Annotated in this window: 12 protein-coding genes; 11 read left to right on the top strand and 1 reads right to left on the bottom strand. The window is 64.4% G+C overall.

The window, feature by feature from the left end:
* The first annotated feature begins 34 nt into the window (after positions 1 to 34).
* The 4 genes from ACT7DK_RS05130 to acnB are packed head-to-tail and all read left to right on the top strand — an operon-like array spanning position 35 to position 6,853.
* Positions 35 to 1,093 carry a 4-oxalomesaconate tautomerase gene (locus tag ACT7DK_RS05130; protein ID WP_445396975.1) on the top strand — a complete coding sequence of 353 codons (1,059 nt, stop codon included), beginning with the start codon at positions 35 to 37 and terminating at the stop codon, positions 1,091 to 1,093.
* A 49-nt stretch (positions 1,094 to 1,142) separates the two neighbouring features.
* On the top strand, positions 1,143 to 2,222 hold the full coding sequence (locus ACT7DK_RS05125) for a hypothetical protein (RefSeq protein WP_445396973.1): 1,080 nt from the start codon (positions 1,143 to 1,145) through the stop codon (positions 2,220 to 2,222).
* Positions 2,223 to 2,255: 33 nt separating this feature from the next.
* Complete coding sequence (locus ACT7DK_RS05120) at positions 2,256 to 4,205, top strand: tripartite tricarboxylate transporter permease (protein ID WP_445396971.1); 1,950 nt, start codon at positions 2,256 to 2,258, stop codon at positions 4,203 to 4,205.
* Positions 4,206 to 4,255: 50 nt separating this feature from the next.
* Positions 4,256 to 6,853 carry a bifunctional aconitate hydratase 2/2-methylisocitrate dehydratase gene (acnB, locus tag ACT7DK_RS05115; RefSeq protein ID WP_445396969.1) on the top strand — a complete coding sequence of 866 codons (2,598 nt, stop codon included), beginning with the start codon at positions 4,256 to 4,258 and terminating at the stop codon, positions 6,851 to 6,853.
* Between the two features lie 505 nt (positions 6,854 to 7,358).
* On the opposite strand, the gene ACT7DK_RS05110 is transcribed toward acnB, so the two are convergent.
* Entirely contained in the window at positions 7,359 to 8,048 is a 690-nt protein-coding gene (locus ACT7DK_RS05110; RefSeq protein WP_445396967.1) for a GntR family transcriptional regulator, read from the bottom strand.
* A gap of 113 nt (positions 8,049 to 8,161) precedes the next feature.
* On the opposite strand from ACT7DK_RS05110, the gene tcuA reads away from it, so the two are divergent.
* From tcuA to ACT7DK_RS05075, 7 genes are all read left to right on the top strand, one after another.
* Positions 8,162 to 9,586 (top strand): FAD-dependent tricarballylate dehydrogenase TcuA, encoded by a 1,425-nt coding sequence (tcuA, locus tag ACT7DK_RS05105; RefSeq protein ID WP_445396965.1) that lies wholly within the window; start codon positions 8,162 to 8,164, stop codon positions 9,584 to 9,586.
* Positions 9,573 to 10,751, top strand: coding sequence for a tricarballylate utilization 4Fe-4S protein TcuB (gene tcuB / locus ACT7DK_RS05100; protein WP_445396963.1), 1,179 nt, complete (start codon positions 9,573 to 9,575; stop codon positions 10,749 to 10,751). Before tcuA ends, tcuB begins: the two co-directional genes overlap by 14 nt.
* 35 nt (positions 10,752 to 10,786) lie before the next feature.
* On the top strand, positions 10,787 to 11,791 hold the full coding sequence (locus ACT7DK_RS05095; RefSeq protein ID WP_445396961.1) for a tripartite tricarboxylate transporter substrate binding protein: 1,005 nt from the start codon (positions 10,787 to 10,789) through the stop codon (positions 11,789 to 11,791).
* A 61-nt stretch (positions 11,792 to 11,852) separates the two neighbouring features.
* Positions 11,853 to 12,326, top strand: a complete 474-nt coding sequence (locus tag ACT7DK_RS05090; RefSeq protein WP_445396959.1) for a tripartite tricarboxylate transporter TctB family protein — start codon at positions 11,853 to 11,855, stop codon at positions 12,324 to 12,326.
* Between the two features lie 22 nt (positions 12,327 to 12,348).
* On the top strand, positions 12,349 to 13,857 hold the full coding sequence (locus ACT7DK_RS05085; RefSeq protein WP_445396957.1) for a tripartite tricarboxylate transporter permease: 1,509 nt from the start codon (positions 12,349 to 12,351) through the stop codon (positions 13,855 to 13,857).
* A 182-nt stretch (positions 13,858 to 14,039) separates the two neighbouring features.
* Positions 14,040 to 14,234 (top strand): carbohydrate porin, encoded by a 195-nt coding sequence (locus tag ACT7DK_RS05080; RefSeq protein WP_445402275.1) that lies wholly within the window; start codon positions 14,040 to 14,042, stop codon positions 14,232 to 14,234.
* Between the two features lie 121 nt (positions 14,235 to 14,355).
* Positions 14,356 to 15,654, top strand: a complete 1,299-nt coding sequence (locus tag ACT7DK_RS05075) for a DEAD/DEAH box helicase (RefSeq protein ID WP_445396955.1) — start codon at positions 14,356 to 14,358, stop codon at positions 15,652 to 15,654.
* The last annotated feature ends 192 nt before the right edge of the window (positions 15,655 to 15,846 follow it).

The raw sequence follows: 15,846 nt of genomic DNA, 5'->3' as shown, positions 1-15,846 counted from the left end.
TTACCCCCAAGAAAGCAACCAGTGGGAAACAACCATGTCACAAGCCATTTCCTGTATCATCATGCGCGGCGGTACCTCCCGGGGACCCTACCTCAAGCTCAGCGAGCTGCCCGCGAACCGTGATGACTGCGCCCTGATGCTGCAGAAGATCATGGGCTCCGGCCATGAACTGCAGCTGGACGGTATCGGCGGCGGCAACAGCCTGACCAGCAAGGTCGCCATGGTCGGAGTTTCCACCGATCCCGCCGCCGACGTGGATTACCTCTTTGCCCAGGTGGGCATCAAAGAGCGTAGCGTGGATTTTTCTCCCAATTGCGGCAACATGCTGGCGGGGGTGGCCCCCTTCGCCATCGAGACGGGCCTGGTGGCCGCCGGCTCGCCCGTCACCCTGGTACGGATCCGCAACCTCAATACCAATAAGATCATTCACGCCCAGGTGGCGACGCCGAACGGCAAGATCAGCTATGAAGGCGATGCCCTGATCAGCGGTGCCCCCAACCCGGCAGCACCGATCAAGCTGACCTTTCTGGATGTACAGGGTGCCAAGACCGGCCGGCTGTTTCCCACCGGCCGGGTCACTGATACCATCGACAACATCACCGTTACCTGTATCGATGCCGCCACTCCCTGCGTGCTGATCCGGGCCCGGGATCTGGGCAAGACCGGTTATGAATCCCCTGCCGAACTCGACCAGGATACGGTGCTGCTGGCCAGGATTGAACACATCCGTCGCCAGGCCGGTCAATTGATGGGCATGGGCGATGTCAGCAACCAGGTGATCCCCAAGCCGGTGCTGCTGGCTCCCGCCTGCCATGGCGGTGATATCCACGCCCGCTACTTCGTGCCCCACAGCTGCCACAAGGCACTGGCGGTGACCGGCAGTATCGCCATCGCCACCGCCTGTGGTATCGAAGGCTCCGTCGCCACGGGGCTGACCTCCGCTTCCGCGGCGGCCACCATCAGCATCGAACACCCCTCGGGCATGCTGGAGCTGGAAATCAACAAGAGCGGCAACGATGAGCACAGCATTACCGCCGTGTCCCTTATCCGCACGGCCCGCAAGATACTGAGCGGCACCATTTTTCTACCCTGAAAACCGTCGCCATCCCTAACCAGGCAAACTCACCATAGGAAGGTCAATCATGAAAAAATTAAAAATGCTGCTGAGTGCCACCCTGCTGGCCGGCACCTGCACCCTCTCGGCACCCGTACTGGCGCAAACCCTGCCCTCCACCATCAACTGGACCATCCCCTTCGGGGTCGGCGGCGGCACCGACGTCTGGGCCCGTTTCATGTCGCCGCACCTGACCAAACAGCTGCCCGGCTCACCGACCCTGGTGATCAAAAATGTACCCGGCGGCGGCTCCATCACCGGCACCAACCTGTTCTACATGCGGGCCAAAGACAACGGCAGCGAGATGCTGGGCATTTCTGCCTCTACCCTCTATCCCTATATGCTGGGTGATTCCCGGGTTCGCTACGACTTCGACAAATGGACCCCGATCATGGCGTCCCCCACCGGCGGCGTGGTCTATATCCAGCCCGATCTCGGGGTCGCCACCGGCAAGGAGCTGGGCAAGCTGGCCGGCGTGACCCTGCCCTTTGCCGCCCAGGGGCCTACCCAGCTGGAACTGCCGGTGATGCTGGCGCTCGACCTGCTCGGCCTGGAGCTGCGGCCGGTGTTCGGCATGACCAGCCGGGGCGAAGGCCGACTGGCGTTCGAACGGGGCGAAGCCAAGGTCGACTTCCAGACCACGTCCGCCTATATCAACTCGGTCACCGACCTGGTAAACGGCAACAAGGCGGTCCCCCTGTTCTCCCTCGGCATCATCGATGACGAAGGCAATACCGTGCGCGACCCGGCCTTCCCGGATATACCCACCTTCGAGGAGGTCTATAAGGAATACAAGGGCGAGGAGCCAACCGGCATGCAGTACGACGCCTACCGCAAGTTCCTGACCGCCGGCTTCGCCCTGCAGAAGGTGCTGCTGGTACCCAAGGACATTCCCGCGCCCATGAAGCAGGAGCTGCTGCTGGCGGTGGATCGCATGGTCGAGGATCAGGCTTTCCAGCAGGATGCCGTCGAGCAGATCGGTCCCTACCAGAACCTGATCGGCGCCGTGGTGGAAGTGCACCTCAAGCAGGCGGTGAGCATGACCCCGGAGCTGCAGGCCTGGGTCAAGGACTGGCTGAAGAGCAACTTCAATGTCTCGGTGGAATAAACCGGCCTGGTCCGGTCGCAAGGAGCTGAACTCATGAACGAATTACTGGCGGCACTGGGCCAGATACTCACCGTCGCGCACCTCAGTTATCTGGTGCTGGGGGTGATCATCGGCCTGATCATCGGGATCATTCCCGGCCTGGGCGGCATCGCTGGCATGTCCCTGCTGCTCCCCTTCCTCTATGGCATGGAGCCCTCCGTCGGTCTGGGCATGCTGATGGGCCTGGTGGCGGTGGTGCCCACCGGCGACACCTTCACCTCGGTGCTGATGGGCATTCCCGGCTCCAGCGCCTCCCAGGCCACGGTGATGGACGGCTTTCCCCTCGCCAAGCAGGGCCAGGCGGCCAGGGCACTGTCCGCCGCCTTCACCTCCTCGCTGCTCGGCGGGGTGGCCGGGGCCATCATCCTCAGCGGCTTCATCATAGTGGCCCGGCCGCTGGTACTGTCGTTCTCTTCGGCGGAGCTGTTCATGCTCACCCTGCTCGGCCTGAGCGTGGTGGCCTCGCTGTCCGGCGGCAACCTGTTCAAGGGCCTGGCCGCCTGCGGCGTCGGCCTGCTGGTCGGTACCATAGGCGCGGCCCCGGCCACCGGCGAATTCCGCATGACCCTGGGCATCGACTACCTGTACGACGGCATTCCCCTGGTGGTGGTGGGGCTGGGCATCTTCGCCCTGCCGGAAATCATCGAGTTGCTGATCCGCAACAAGTCCATTTCCGGCAAGGGCAACAGCCTCGGCAGCGGCTGGGGCCAGGGCGTGCGCGACGTCCTCCGCAACCTGCCGCTGGTGGGCAAGTGCTCGGTGTTCGGCAGCCTGGTCGGCGCCATCCCCGGCCTGGCCGGCTCGGTGGTGGACTGGATGACCTACGGTTTCGCCATGCAGTCGAGCAAGGACAAGTCCAACTTCGGCAAGGGCGAGATCCGCGGTGTCATCGCGCCCGAATCCGCCAACAACGCCTGCGCCTGCGGCAGCATGATTCCCACGCTGCTGTTCGGCGTGCCCGGCTCGGGCACGGCGGCGGTGTTCCTCGGCGGCATGTTGCTGCTCGGCATCCAGCCCGGCATCTCCATGGTGGATACCCACCTGAACCTGACCTATACCATCGTCTGGTCCCTGGCCCTGGCCAACATCCTCGGCGCCCTGCTCTGCCTGGGGCTGGCCTCGCCGGTGGCCATGCTCACCCGGATCCCGTTCTCGCGCATGGCCCCGGTGTTGCTCACCCTGATCCTGTTCGCCGCCTACCAGGCCACCCAAAGCCTGGGCGACTTCGTGGTACTGGCCGTCATCGCCACCCTGGGGATCTTGCTGAAGAGCGCCAACTGGTCACGCCCGGCCTTCCTGATCGGCTTCGTGCTGGCGGCCGGTGCCGAGAACTATTTCTTCCAGAGCATCCAGTTCTACGGTTACGGCTGGATGCAGCGCCCCGGTGTACTGATCATCGCCGGCCTGATCCTGCTCAGCTTCGCGGTGCCCTTTATCCGCAAGCGCCTGGCCGCCAGGACCGGTGGCGAAGCCGATACGGAACCCAAGCCGGAACGGCCCCCCCTGAGCCGGCTGGACGGCGCCATCATCGTCCTGCTGCTGGTCGCCTGCGCCCTCGCCCTGTTCGATGTGTGGGGTCGCTCCGAGCTGACCCGGGCCTTCCCGCTGTTCGCCATCCTGCTCACCGCCGGCTCGGCACTGGCGGTCGCCTTCGGTACCGGCCGCAAACCGGCCGAACCCGGCAGCCAGCGGGTAGGCAGGGAGCTGCTTTATATCAGCCTGTTCCTCGGCATTGCCCTGCTCTATTTCACCCTGGGCTTTATCAGCACCTCCGTGGTCTTCACCCTGCTGTTCCTGCGCCTGTTCACCGGCTCCCGCTGGCGACTGTCGGGCACGGTGGCGGCGGGCCAGCTGCTGTTTCTGGTGGGTATCGGCAAGGCCATGAGCATCGACTACCCCGAAGGCCTGCTGGACCCCTACCTGCTGAGCCTGATCAACCTCTAACCCTGGCGGGGCTCCCCGAGCCCCGCCTTATTCAACAAAAGGACCTCATCGTGCTTGAACACTATCGCAACCAGGCCGCCGAGCGTGCCGCCGACGGCCTGGCCCCCCTGCCCCTGAACGCCACCCAGGTGGCCGCCCTGGTTGAATTACTCAAGAACCCACCCGCCGGCGAAGAATCCTTCCTTTATGAACTCCTTTCCACCCGCATCCCCCCCGGGGTCGACGAAGCCGCCTATGTGAAGGCCGGTTTCCTCGCCGCCGTGGCCAAGGGTGAGGTAACCTCGCCGGTGGTCTCGCCCGAGCAGGCCACCGAGCTGCTGGGCACCATGCAGGGCGGCTACAACATCCAGCCGCTGATCGAGCTGCTCGATGTCGCCGCCCTGGCGCCCATCGCCGCCAAGGCCCTGTCCCACACCCTGCTGATGTTCGACGCCTTCCACGACGTGGCCGACAAGGCCAAGGCCGGCAACGCCCACGCCAAGCAGGTGCTGCAGTCCTGGGCCGACGCCGAGTGGTTCCTGGGCCGTCCCGCCCTGGCCGACAAGATCACCCTGACCGTGTTCAAGGTGCCCGGTGAAACCAACACCGACGACCTGTCCCCGGCCCAGGACGCCTGGTCCCGTCCCGACATCCCGCTGCATGCCCTGGCCATGCTGAAGAACGCCCGTCCCGGCATCGCCCCCGACGAAGACGGCGTGGTCGGCCCGATCACCGCCATCGATGCGCTCAAGGAAAAAGGCTTCCCCCTGGCCTACGTGGGCGACGTGGTCGGCACCGGCTCCAGCCGCAAGTCCGCCACCAACTCCGTGCTCTGGCACATGGGCGACGACATCCCCTTCGTGCCCAACAAGCGCGCCGGCGGCGTGTGCATCGGCGGCAAGATCGCCCCCATCTTCTTCAACACCATGGAAGATGCCGGCGCCCTGCCCATCGAGTGCGACGTGACCAAGCTCAATACCGGCGACGTCATCGACATCTACCCCTATGAGGGCAAGGTCTGCCGCCACGGCAGCGACGAGGTGCTGGCCGAGTTCAGACTCAAGACCGAGGTGCTGCTCGACGAAGTGCGCGCCGGCGGCCGCATCCCGCTGATCATCGGCCGCGGCCTGACCGACAAGGCCCGCGCCGAACTGGGCCTGGGCCACTCCGAGGTGTTCAAGCGCCCGGCCGACGTGGCCGACTCCGGCAAGGGCTACACCCTGGCCCAGAAGATGGTGGGCAAGGCCTGCGGCGTGGCGGGCGTGCGTCCCGGCCAGTACTGCGAGCCCAGGATGACGACCGTGGGCTCCCAGGACACCACCGGCCCCATGACCCGGGACGAGCTGAAAGACCTGGCCTGTCTGGGCTTCTCCGCCGACCTGACCATGCAGTCCTTCTGCCACACCGCCGCCTATCCCAAGCCGGTGGACGTGGTGACCCACCACACCCTGCCCGACTTCATCATGAACCGGGGCGGCGTGTCCCTGCGCCCGGGCGACGGCGTCATCCACTCCTGGCTGAACCGCATGCTGCTGCCCGACACCGTCGGCACCGGCGGTGACTCCCACACCCGTTTCCCCATCGGTATCTCCTTCCCGGCGGGCTCCGGCCTGGTGGCCTTCGCCGCCGCCACCGGCGTGATGCCGCTGGACATGCCCGAGTCGGTGCTGGTGCGCTTCAAGGGCGAGATGCAGCCCGGCATCACCCTGCGCGACCTGGTGCACGCCATTCCCTACTACGGCATCAAGCACGGCCTGCTGACCGTGGCCAAGGAAGGCAAGATCAACGAATTCTCCGGCCGGGTGCTGGAAATCGAAGGGCTGCCCCAACTGAAGGTGGAGCAGGCGTTCGAGCTGGCCGATGCCACCGCCGAGCGCTCCGCCGCCGGCTGTACCATCAAGCTGGACCAGGAGCCGATCGCCGAGTACCTGAACTCCAACATCGTGATGCTGAAGTGGATGATCGCCGAAGGCTATGGCGACCGGCGCACCCTGGAGCGGCGCATCAAGGGCATGGAGGAGTGGCTGGCCAACCCGGAGCTGATGGCTGCGGACGCCGACGCCGAATACGCCCACGTGCTGGAAATCGACATGAGCGAGATCAAGGAGCCCATCCTGTGCGCGCCCAACGATCCGGATGACGCCCGCCTGCTGTCCGAGGTGCAGGGCGAGCAGATTGAAGAGGTGTTCATCGGCTCCTGCATGACCAACATCGGCCACTTCCGTGCCGCCGGCAAGCTGCTGGACAAGTACAAGGGCCAGCTGCCGACCCGGCTGTGGGTGGCGCCGCCGACCAAGATGGACAAGGACCAGCTGACCGCCGAGGGCTACTACGGCATCTTCGGCCGGGTCGGTGCCCGCATCGAGATCCCGGGCTGCTCCCTGTGCATGGGCAACCAGGCGCGGGTGGCGGACAACAGCACGGTGGTGTCCACCTCCACCCGCAACTTCCCCAATCGCCTGGGCAAGGGCGCCAACGTCTACCTGGCGTCGGCCGAGCTGGCGGCGGTGGCGGCGATCCACGGCAAGCTGCCGACGGTGGCGGAGTACCTGGAGTACGCCAAGGAGCTGAACGCCACGGCGGCGGACACCTACCGTTACCTGAACTTCGACGAGCTGGACAGCTACCTGGAGAAGGCCGATACCCTGATCTTCCAACAGGCCATCTGAGCCCCTCGTTGAAACACGCTGAACCAAAGTCAGCCTCCGGGCTGGCTTTTGCAGACTGCTGACACACCTTCGTATTACTCTGTGGTCACTCCCGCGAAGGCGGGAGTCCAGTGCGATATGTCATGGATCTCCGCCTTCGCGGAGATGACCAGGGTTAAACAGTGACGACAAAGGGAAATATCTGACAAAAAAAAGCAGGTCATGGACGTTGTCATCACGCTGAAAGCCAGCCCGAGGGCTGGCTTTTGCAGACTGCTGACACACCTTCGTATTACTCTGTGGTCACTCCCGCGAAGGCGGGAGTCCAGTGCGATATGTCATGGATCTCCGCCTTCGCGGAGATGACCAGGGTTAAACAGCGACGACAAAGGGAAATATCTGACAAAAAAGCAGGTAATGGACGTTGTCATCACGCTGAAAGCCAGCCCGAGGGCTGGCTCTTTGACAAGGGGGCTTAAGCCGGTGCCGGCCTCACCCGCCTCACCATGACGTCCCGGTAATCCCCTTACACCTCCCGCTCGAACAACTCCCCAAGCCGTACCTTGTAGGCTTCCCGGATATGGTTGCGGGCGGCCTGCTCCGCCGCCGCCGCATCACGCTGCTCGATGGCATCCACGATCAGGCCGTGCTCCCGGCGGGCCGCCTCGGGCCGGCCGGCCTTGGCCAGGGTGGTGGGGCCGAGCAGCATCATCGACTCCTGCAGGGAGTTGAGCATCTTCAGCAGGTAGCGATTGTGGGCACAGCGATAGAGGGTGCCGTGAAACAGCCGGTTGTTCTTGACCAGATCCGCCGGCTCGCTGAACTGGGCGTCCCGCTCGCTGATCTCCCGCAGGAAAGTGATCTCCACCTCGGAAGCATGGCGGGCGGCCAGGAAGGCGGCGGTGCCTTCCAGCACCTCCCGCATCGCATACAGCTCGTTGATCATGGCGTGGTCCAGCTCGGTCACTATCATGCCCCGGCTGGGATCATTGGCCACCAGGCCTTCCATCAACAAGCGGTTCAGCGCCTCTCGCACCGGCGTCCGGCTCAGGCCGGTGCGAGTGGCCAGATCCGCCTCCCTCACCCGGGTACCGGGCGCCAGGGTCCCCTCCTTGATGGCATCGAGAATAAAACGATAGGCGAGTTCGCTGCGGGATTCGCCCCGCTCGCTGGTGGCGTCGTCCAGGGGTTTGGATGTTTTTTTGGCTGTGGACATAAGCGTCGGATCACAAATTGAACATGTCGGGATAATACCAAGTGATACCGTTGTTGTCATTTTGTGTACCAATGTATACATTTGCATTCACTGGTATTCAAAGAGGATGACCAATGATGCAAAAGAACCTTCAGGCCACACCGGACTGGCTGCAGGCCAGCTACGACGTGCTGGTTATCGGCGGCGGCAATGCCGCCCTGTGCGCCGCCCTGTCGGCCCGCGAGCAGGGCGCCCGCGTGCTGCTGCTGGAAAGCGCGCCCAAAGCCTGGCGCGGCGGCAACAGCAGCCATACCCGCAACCTGCGCTGCATGCACAAGGCCCCGACCACGGTGTTGAACGACGCCTATCTGGAAGAGGAGTTTTTCGAGGACGTCTGGCGCGTGACCGGCGGACAGACCGACGAAGCGCTGGCCCGCTTTGTCATCCGGGCCTCGGAAACCTGCACCGACTGGATGAGCGGCTATGGAGTCCGCTTCCAGCCGTCCCTGGGCGGCACCCTGCACCTGGGCCGCACCAACGCCTTCTTCCTCGGCGGCGGCAAGGCCCTGGTCAATACCTACTACAAGGCGGCGGAGCGGATGGGGGTGACCATCGTCTATGAAGCCGAGGCGCTGGAGCTGGCGTTCCGGGGCAACCGTTTCGAGCATGCGGTCGTCCACTGGCAGGGCTGCAACCACAAGGTGAGCGCCCGCTCCCTGGTGGTGGCTTCCGGCGGCTTCGAATCCAACCGGGAGTGGCTGGAAGACGCCTGGGGCCCGGTGGCCAGGAATTTCCGCATTCGCGGCACCCGCTTCAACCAGGGCAAGATGCTGCGCTCCCTGCTCGACAACGATGCCCTCGCCATCGGCGATCCCACCCAGGGCCACGCGGTGGCCATCGACGCCCGCTCTCCCGAATACGACGGCGGTATCGTGACCCGGGTCGACTGCGTCTCCTTAGGGATTGTGGTCAACAACCAGGGCAAGCGCTTCTATGACGAGGGCGAGGATTTCTGGCCCAAGCGCTATGCCATCTGGGGCCGGCTGGTCGCCGGCCAGCCCGACCAGATTGCCTATTCCATCACCGACGCCAAGGCGGTGGGCCGCTTTATGCCCTCGGTCTTTCCCCCGGAGCAGGCCAATACCCTCGAGGAGCTGGCGAGAAAGCTGAATATTCCGGTGCATCCCCTGCTCAATACCGTGAAGGAATACAACGCGGCGGTGCAGCCCGGCGACTTCGATCACAGCGTGCTCGACAACTGCCGCACCCGGGGAGCCACCCCCGAGAAGACCCACTGGGCGCAGACCATCGACAGCCCCCCCTTCTTCGGCTACCCGCTGCGCACCGGCATCACTTTCACCTACCTGGGGGTGCAGGTGGACCAGACCGCGAGGATGAAAATGAACAGCGGCGACATGGCGGACAACGTGTTCGCCGCCGGCGAGGTGATGGCGGGCAATATTCTCGGCAAGGGTTATGTCGCCGGTTTCGGCATGACCATAGGCACTGTATTTGGACGTATAGCCGGCGCGGAGGCCGCTCGACATGCAAAAAATTGATGTACTGATCCAGGAAGCGGACAAGAACCTGACCATCTGCAACGCCTGCCGCTACTGCGAAGGCTTTTGCCCGGTGTTTCCGGCCATGGAGCGACGGCAACATTTCGAGGCCGCCGATATCAACTACCTGGCCAACCTCTGCCACAACTGCAGCGAGTGCTACTACGCCTGCCAGTACGCGCCGCCCCACGAGTTCGGGGTCAATATCCCCCAGTCGCTGGCCAAGATCCGCAAAGCCTCGTACCAGCACTATGCCTGGCCAGGCCCCTTCGCCCGCCTGTTCAATAACAACGGCCTGGTCGCCTCCCTCGCCCTGGGCCTGGGCGCCAGCGTCATCCTGCTGCTGTTTATCGCCCTGAACGGCGGTCTGGGGCAGTTGTTCTCCGGCCATCATGGCGGGGATTTCTACGCCTTCTTCCCCCACAACACCCTGGTGCTGGCCTTCGGCAGCGTGTTCCTGTTCGCCATGCTGGCCCTGCTGATGGGCTTCCTCAACTTCTGGCGCGACAGCGGGGAAAAGATAAGGGATCTGGGTCACCTTTCCGCCTGGCGGCAGGCCTGGTCCGACGCCCTCAGCCTGCGCCATCTGCATGGCCAGGAAGACCGGGGGTGCACCTATCCGGACGACAACCATTCCCACTGGCGCCGGTATTTCCACCACTTCACCGCCTATGGCTTCATGCTGTGCTTCGCCGCCACCGCCACCGGTACCCTGTTGCACTATGTGCTGGGCTGGAGCGCCCCCTACGCCTTCTTCAGCCTGCCCAAGCTGCTCGGCACCCTGGGCGGCCTCGGCCTGCTGATCGGCCCCGCCGGCCTGCTGTATCTGAAACTCAAGCGGGATCCCAATACCGCCGATCTGGAGCAGACCGGCATGGACATCGCCTTTATCGCTCTGCTCTGGCTCACCGCCTTTACCGGCCTGCTGCTGATGCTGCTGCGGGAAACCGGCCTGCTCGGGCTGACGCTGGTGATCCACCTCGGTTTCGTGATGTCGCTGTTCCTCACCCTGCCCTACGGCAAGTTTGTGCACGGCCTCTACCGTCTCGGCGCCCTGCTGAAAAACGCCCTGGAACAACGCCGGGAAGAACAGGGGGCGGCCCTGGTCAGCCAGCCGCGCGAGAGCAGCGTCAAGTTTTACCAGTCCATAAAAGACAATAAATAACAGGAAGTTACCAACCCAACCATGGAGGCAATAACATGACTATCTTTTCCGGCATACTGAAAAAACGAACCTCGGCCGGCCTGCTGGCGGCCCTGCTGCTGCCCGGCGCGGCCCTGGCGGCCGAGCCCGGCTGGCAACCGAGCCGGGCCATAGAATATATCGCGCCGGCCAACCCCGGTGGTGGCTGGGACACCCTGGCCAGAACCACGGCCCGGGTGATCATGCAGGAACAGCTCAGCCCCCAGAGCTTCGCCACCATCAACGTGCCCGGAGGTGGCGGTGCCGTGGCCTGGGCCCAGATAGCCCGGGATAAACACAATGATCACAAGCTGTTCGCGACCAGCCCGCCCCTGATCCTGGTGCCGCTGGCGGGGATGTCCCGCTACGACCATGAGGATTTTACCCCCATCGCCCGGCTGATCACCGACTCGGCGACCGTGCTGGTGCGCAAGGACTCGCCCTACCGGACCCTGAATGATCTGCTGGATGCACTGCGTGAAAACCCGCGGCTCAGCATCGGCGGCGGCAGCGCGCCCGGCTCATTGCACCACGTTTCCTTCGCCGGCCTGGCCATGGCCGCCGGGCTGAACGCCCGGGAGGTGAACTACGTGTCCTATTCCGGTGGCGGTGAGGCCATCATCAGCCTGCTGGGCGGGCACATAGAGGCGGTCAGCGCCGGCATCGGCGAGTCCTCTGGGCAGATTGCCGAATCCGGCCAGCTGCGCGCCCTGGGCATCGCCGCCGAGGAGCGGCTGCCGGGCACCCTGGCGGATATCCCCACCTACAAGGAGCAGGGGGTGGATTACAGCTTCGATATCTGGCGCGGTGTCATGGGTCCCAAGGAGATGCCGGCCGAGGCCGTGGCCTACTACCAGGACCTCTATGTACGCATGCTCAACAGCGACAGCTGGCAACAGGCCCGGGATCAACTGGCCTGGACCGACGCCTACCTCGACAGCCAGCAATTCGGCCTCTTCCTGGATCAGCAGAAGAAACAGTTCGGCCGGGTACTGGCCGAGCTGGGGCTCCTCAAACAATAAGCGGATGCGCATGGGCGGGGCTCCGGCGGGAGCGCCGCCCCCAACATGGCGGAATAAGGCAATGAAACACCTCAATAGTAATAGGATCATCGGACTGATCATGGTGCTGGTGTCCCTGGGCTACCTGTGGATGGCCTTTCGGATCCCTACTTTTCCAATGCCAAGACCCATCGACTCCGACTGGTTCCCCACACTGCTGGGCGCAGCTCTGCTGCTGCTGTCCATACTGTTGTGCCTGGAAAAACAGGCCACCCCAGCCAAACGAGAAAAGGCTGCGCAGCAGGACCCCAAGGCCAGGGAGCAGACCAGCCAGCTGCTGATCACCCTGCTCGCCATCGCCGGCTATGCCTTCGGCCTGGAATGGCTGGGCTTCGTCCTGGCATCCAGCCTGTTCGGCATCGGCCTGAGCCACTGCTACGGCTACCGGCGCCACCTCATCAGTGTCGTGGCGACGCTGGCGGTGGTGTTGTCCCTTTATCTCATCATGACCCGGCTGCTCGAGGTGCATTTGCCTCGGGGCCTGTTACCGTTTTAACCACCACAACGAGAACTTCGCAATGGACGCACTCCATGGTGTGCTCACCGGCTTTAGTGTCGCCTTTGAGCCAATGAACCTGCTCTATGTTTTCATCGGGGTCTTCGCCGGCACCATTATCGGCATGCTGCCGGGCCTGGGGCCCATCAGCGCCCTGGCCCTGATGATCCCCATGACCTTCGGCATGGATCCCTCCTCGGCCCTGATCCTGATGGCCGGGGTCTATTACGGCGCCATCTTCGGCGGCTCCACCTCCTCCATCCTGCTCAACGCCCCCGGCGTCGCCAGCACCGTCGCCACCTCCTTCGACGGTTATCCCCTGGCCCGCCAGGGCATGGCCGGCAAGGCCATGGCCATCGCCGCCTACTCCTCCTTTGTCGGCGGCACCCTGTCTGCCGTGGCCCTGATGCTGGTGGCGCCCCTGCTGGCGAAAGTGGCGGTCAGTTTCGGCCCGGCCGAATATTTCGCCTTGATGCTGCTCGGCCTGACCGCCGTGGTCAGCCTGTCCGGCAAGTCCCTGGTCAAGGGCCTGATGGCGGCGGTGATCGGCATGATGATCTCCATCGTCGGTATCGATCTGCAGACCGGCACCGAGCGCTACACCTTCGGCAGCCTGCACCTGCTCAACGGCGTCGAATTCCTGGTGGTCGCACTCGGCATCTTCGCCCTGGCGGAGGTGTTCAGCATGTTGCTGAAAAGCCGGGAAGAGCAGGCCACCGGCGGCACGGCCAATATCGGCTCGCTCCGGCTGTCGCGCCACGAGGTAAAAGAAATTGCCGCCCCCACCGGGCGCAGCTCCCTGCTGGGTTTCTTTGTCGGCATACTGCCGGGCGCCGGTGCCACAGTCGCGTCCTTCCTCGGCTACATCATGGAGAAACGCCTGGCCAAGGACGGCCACAGCTTCGGCCAGGGCAACCTCAAGGGGGTTGCCGCGCCCGAGGCCGCCAACAATGCCGCCTGCACCGGCTCCTTTGTGCCGCTGCTGACCCTGGGGGTGCCCGGCTCGGGCACCACGGCCGTGCTGCTCGGCGCCCTGCTGGTCATGGGCATCACCCCGGGGCCCAGCATGATGGAGCAAAGGCCGGATGTGTTCTGGGGGGTTATCGCCAGCATGTATGTGGGCAACCTCTTCCTGCTGGTGCTGAACCTGCCGCTTATCCCCTATATCGCCCGGCTGCTCGACTTGCCCCGGCCACTGTTGCTGTCGCTTATCCTGATCTTCTGTATGGTCGGCATCTACGGCACCACCTTTGCCACCACCGATCTGCTGCTGTTGCTGGGCTTCGGCCTGCTGGGGCTCGGCATGAAACACTTCGGCTTTCCGACGGCGCCGCTCATTCTCGCCCTGATCCTGGGCAGCATGATGGAGGAATCCCTGCGCCGGGCGCTGCAAATTTCCGATGGCAGCTGGCTGACCTTCATCGACAAGCCGATCGCCCTCTGGCTGCTGGTGCTCACCGCGGTATCGCTGCTCTTTCCGTTGTTTAAACAGGGCCTGGGCCTGCTGCGGCCCAAACCGACCACCGCCTGAACAGGCATGGTGCCTGGGCTCCGGTCGGACGGAGCCCACACTCCAGCAGCAGGCATCCGTCCGCCCATGGGCCCTGACCAGCCCATGGCTGTCCGGTCATGCCATGACTCCCGAGCGATAGCCAGTCGCCGTCCAGACGTCCATCGCCCCGTCGCCTCGCCCCGTTCACCACCACAACGCCTCTGCCGGACAAGGATAACGGCCCGGCCAGCGCCGGAAAGCCCGCTTTCGACTGCCGTCGGGCCTGGTGGTTCGACAACGTGCCGGACCTGGACAACTTCGGCATCCTGCTCGGCGCCTACTGGTCCGACTTCGATGTGGAAGAGTCCGCCACCGACCGCTACGGGGCCCGGGTGCGCTTCAAGTACTATTTCTGAGCCGGAAGCAGGGGGCAGCCCCTGCTTTTTTATGTTCAATCCCGCTTTTCTGTTATCATCCCGCCATTGCAAGCCGTTTTTGCCTCATCCGTCCGTAGGACCCTTATTACCCCGGAGTTTCATGTCTTTTGCTTCCCTGGGCCTGAACGACAAGCTCGTTCAAGCCATCAATGAATGTGGTTACACCGAGCCCACCCCCATCCAGCGCCAGGCCATTCCGCTGGTGCTGAAAGGCGGCGACCTGCTCGCCGGCGCCCAGACCGGCACCGGCAAAACCGCCGGTTTCGGCCTGCCCATGCTGCAGCGCCTGAGCGAAACCCAGCCTAAGTCCCTGGCCAACGGCCGGGCGCCGGTGCGCGCCCTGGTGCTCACCCCCACCCGCGAGCTGGCGGCCCAGGTGGAGGAAAACCTGCGCGCCTACGCCAGGCACACCGACCTGCGCACCCTGGCGATGTTCGGCGGCGTCAGCATCAACCCGCAGATGAAGGCGCTGGGTCGCAAGGTGGACGTGGTGGTGGCCACCCCGGGCCGGCTGCTGGACCATGTGTCCCAGCGCTCCATCGACCTGTCCCGGGTCGAAATGCTGGTGCTGGATGAAGCCGATCGCATGCTGGACATGGGCTTTATCCGCGATATCCGCCGCATCCTGGCGCTGTTGCCGAAAAAGCGGCAGAACCTGCTGTTCTCCGCCACCTTCTCCGACGAAATCAAGGCGCTGGCGGAGGATCTGCTGCACCAGCCCGAACATATCGAGGTGGCGGTGCGCAACGCCACCGCCGAGACCATCGCCCAGCGCTTTGTGGCCGCCGACAAGAACCGCAAGCGTGCCCTGCTCAGCTACCTGATCGGCCACAACAACTGGCGCCAGGTGCTGGTGTTCACCCGCACCAAACACGGCGCCAACCGCCTGGCGATGCAGCTCGACAAGGACGGCCTGCCGGCCATGGCGATCCACGGAGACAAGAGCCAAGGCGCGCGCACCCGGGCCCTGAGCCAGTTCAAGGACGGCCAGCTGCGGGTGCTGGTGGCCACCGACATCGCCGCCCGCGGCATCGACATCAGCGAACTGCCCCATGTGGTCAACTTCGAGCTGCCCCATGTCGCGGAAGACTATGTGCACCGCATCGGCCGCACCGGCCGGGCCGGAAGCCAGGGCGAAGCCCTGTCGCTGATCTGCCACGAGGAAAAGCCGCTGCTCAAGGCCATCGAGAAGCTGATCAAACAGAACGCGACCCTGGAAATACTGCCCGGTTTCGAGCCCGGCCCGGAAGAGGCCCAGCCCGCCACCAAGCCGCCCGCCAGCAACCGGGGGCGGGGCAACGGCGGTGGCCGGGGCCGCGGTGCCGGCGCCGCCGGCAACAGGCCGCCGCGCAGCAACAAGCCCAACCGGCCCCAGCGCCACGGCCGCCACGACGGCTAAACCCCACAACCCCGGCACCCGCCGGGGTTGTTGTTTAATGACCAAGCCCGTCCCCCGCTGTTTGCCCGATCTTCCCCCAGTACCGTTATTAATGGTGGTCACCTCCGCGAAGGCGGAGGTCCATGACATAGTGCACTGGACTCCCGCCTTCGCGGGAGCGACTACAGAGTAATACGAAGGTTTGTCGGCAAT

The organism is Zobellella sp. An-6 (genome assembly GCF_052487945.1).
Note: the sequence above shows the minus strand (reverse complement) of the source record. Positions and strands in the feature narration are given on the sequence as shown.

Coding starts and splice junctions, on each gene's coding strand:
- ACT7DK_RS05130 (WP_445396975.1), top strand. CDS start 35: ATGTCACAAGCCATTTCCTGTATCATCATGCGCGGCGGTACCTCCCGG.
- ACT7DK_RS05125 (WP_445396973.1), top strand. CDS start 1,143: ATGAAAAAATTAAAAATGCTGCTGAGTGCCACCCTGCTGGCCGGCACC.
- ACT7DK_RS05120 (WP_445396971.1), top strand. CDS start 2,256: ATGAACGAATTACTGGCGGCACTGGGCCAGATACTCACCGTCGCGCAC.
- ACT7DK_RS05110 (WP_445396967.1), bottom strand. CDS start 8,048: ATGTCCACAGCCAAAAAAACATCCAAACCCCTGGACGACGCCACCAGC.
- tcuA (WP_445396965.1), top strand. CDS start 8,162: ATGATGCAAAAGAACCTTCAGGCCACACCGGACTGGCTGCAGGCCAGC.
- tcuB (WP_445396963.1), top strand. CDS start 9,573: ATGCAAAAAATTGATGTACTGATCCAGGAAGCGGACAAGAACCTGACC.
- ACT7DK_RS05095 (WP_445396961.1), top strand. CDS start 10,787: ATGACTATCTTTTCCGGCATACTGAAAAAACGAACCTCGGCCGGCCTG.
- ACT7DK_RS05090 (WP_445396959.1), top strand. CDS start 11,853: ATGAAACACCTCAATAGTAATAGGATCATCGGACTGATCATGGTGCTG.
- ACT7DK_RS05085 (WP_445396957.1), top strand. CDS start 12,349: ATGGACGCACTCCATGGTGTGCTCACCGGCTTTAGTGTCGCCTTTGAG.
- ACT7DK_RS05075 (WP_445396955.1), top strand. CDS start 14,356: ATGTCTTTTGCTTCCCTGGGCCTGAACGACAAGCTCGTTCAAGCCATC.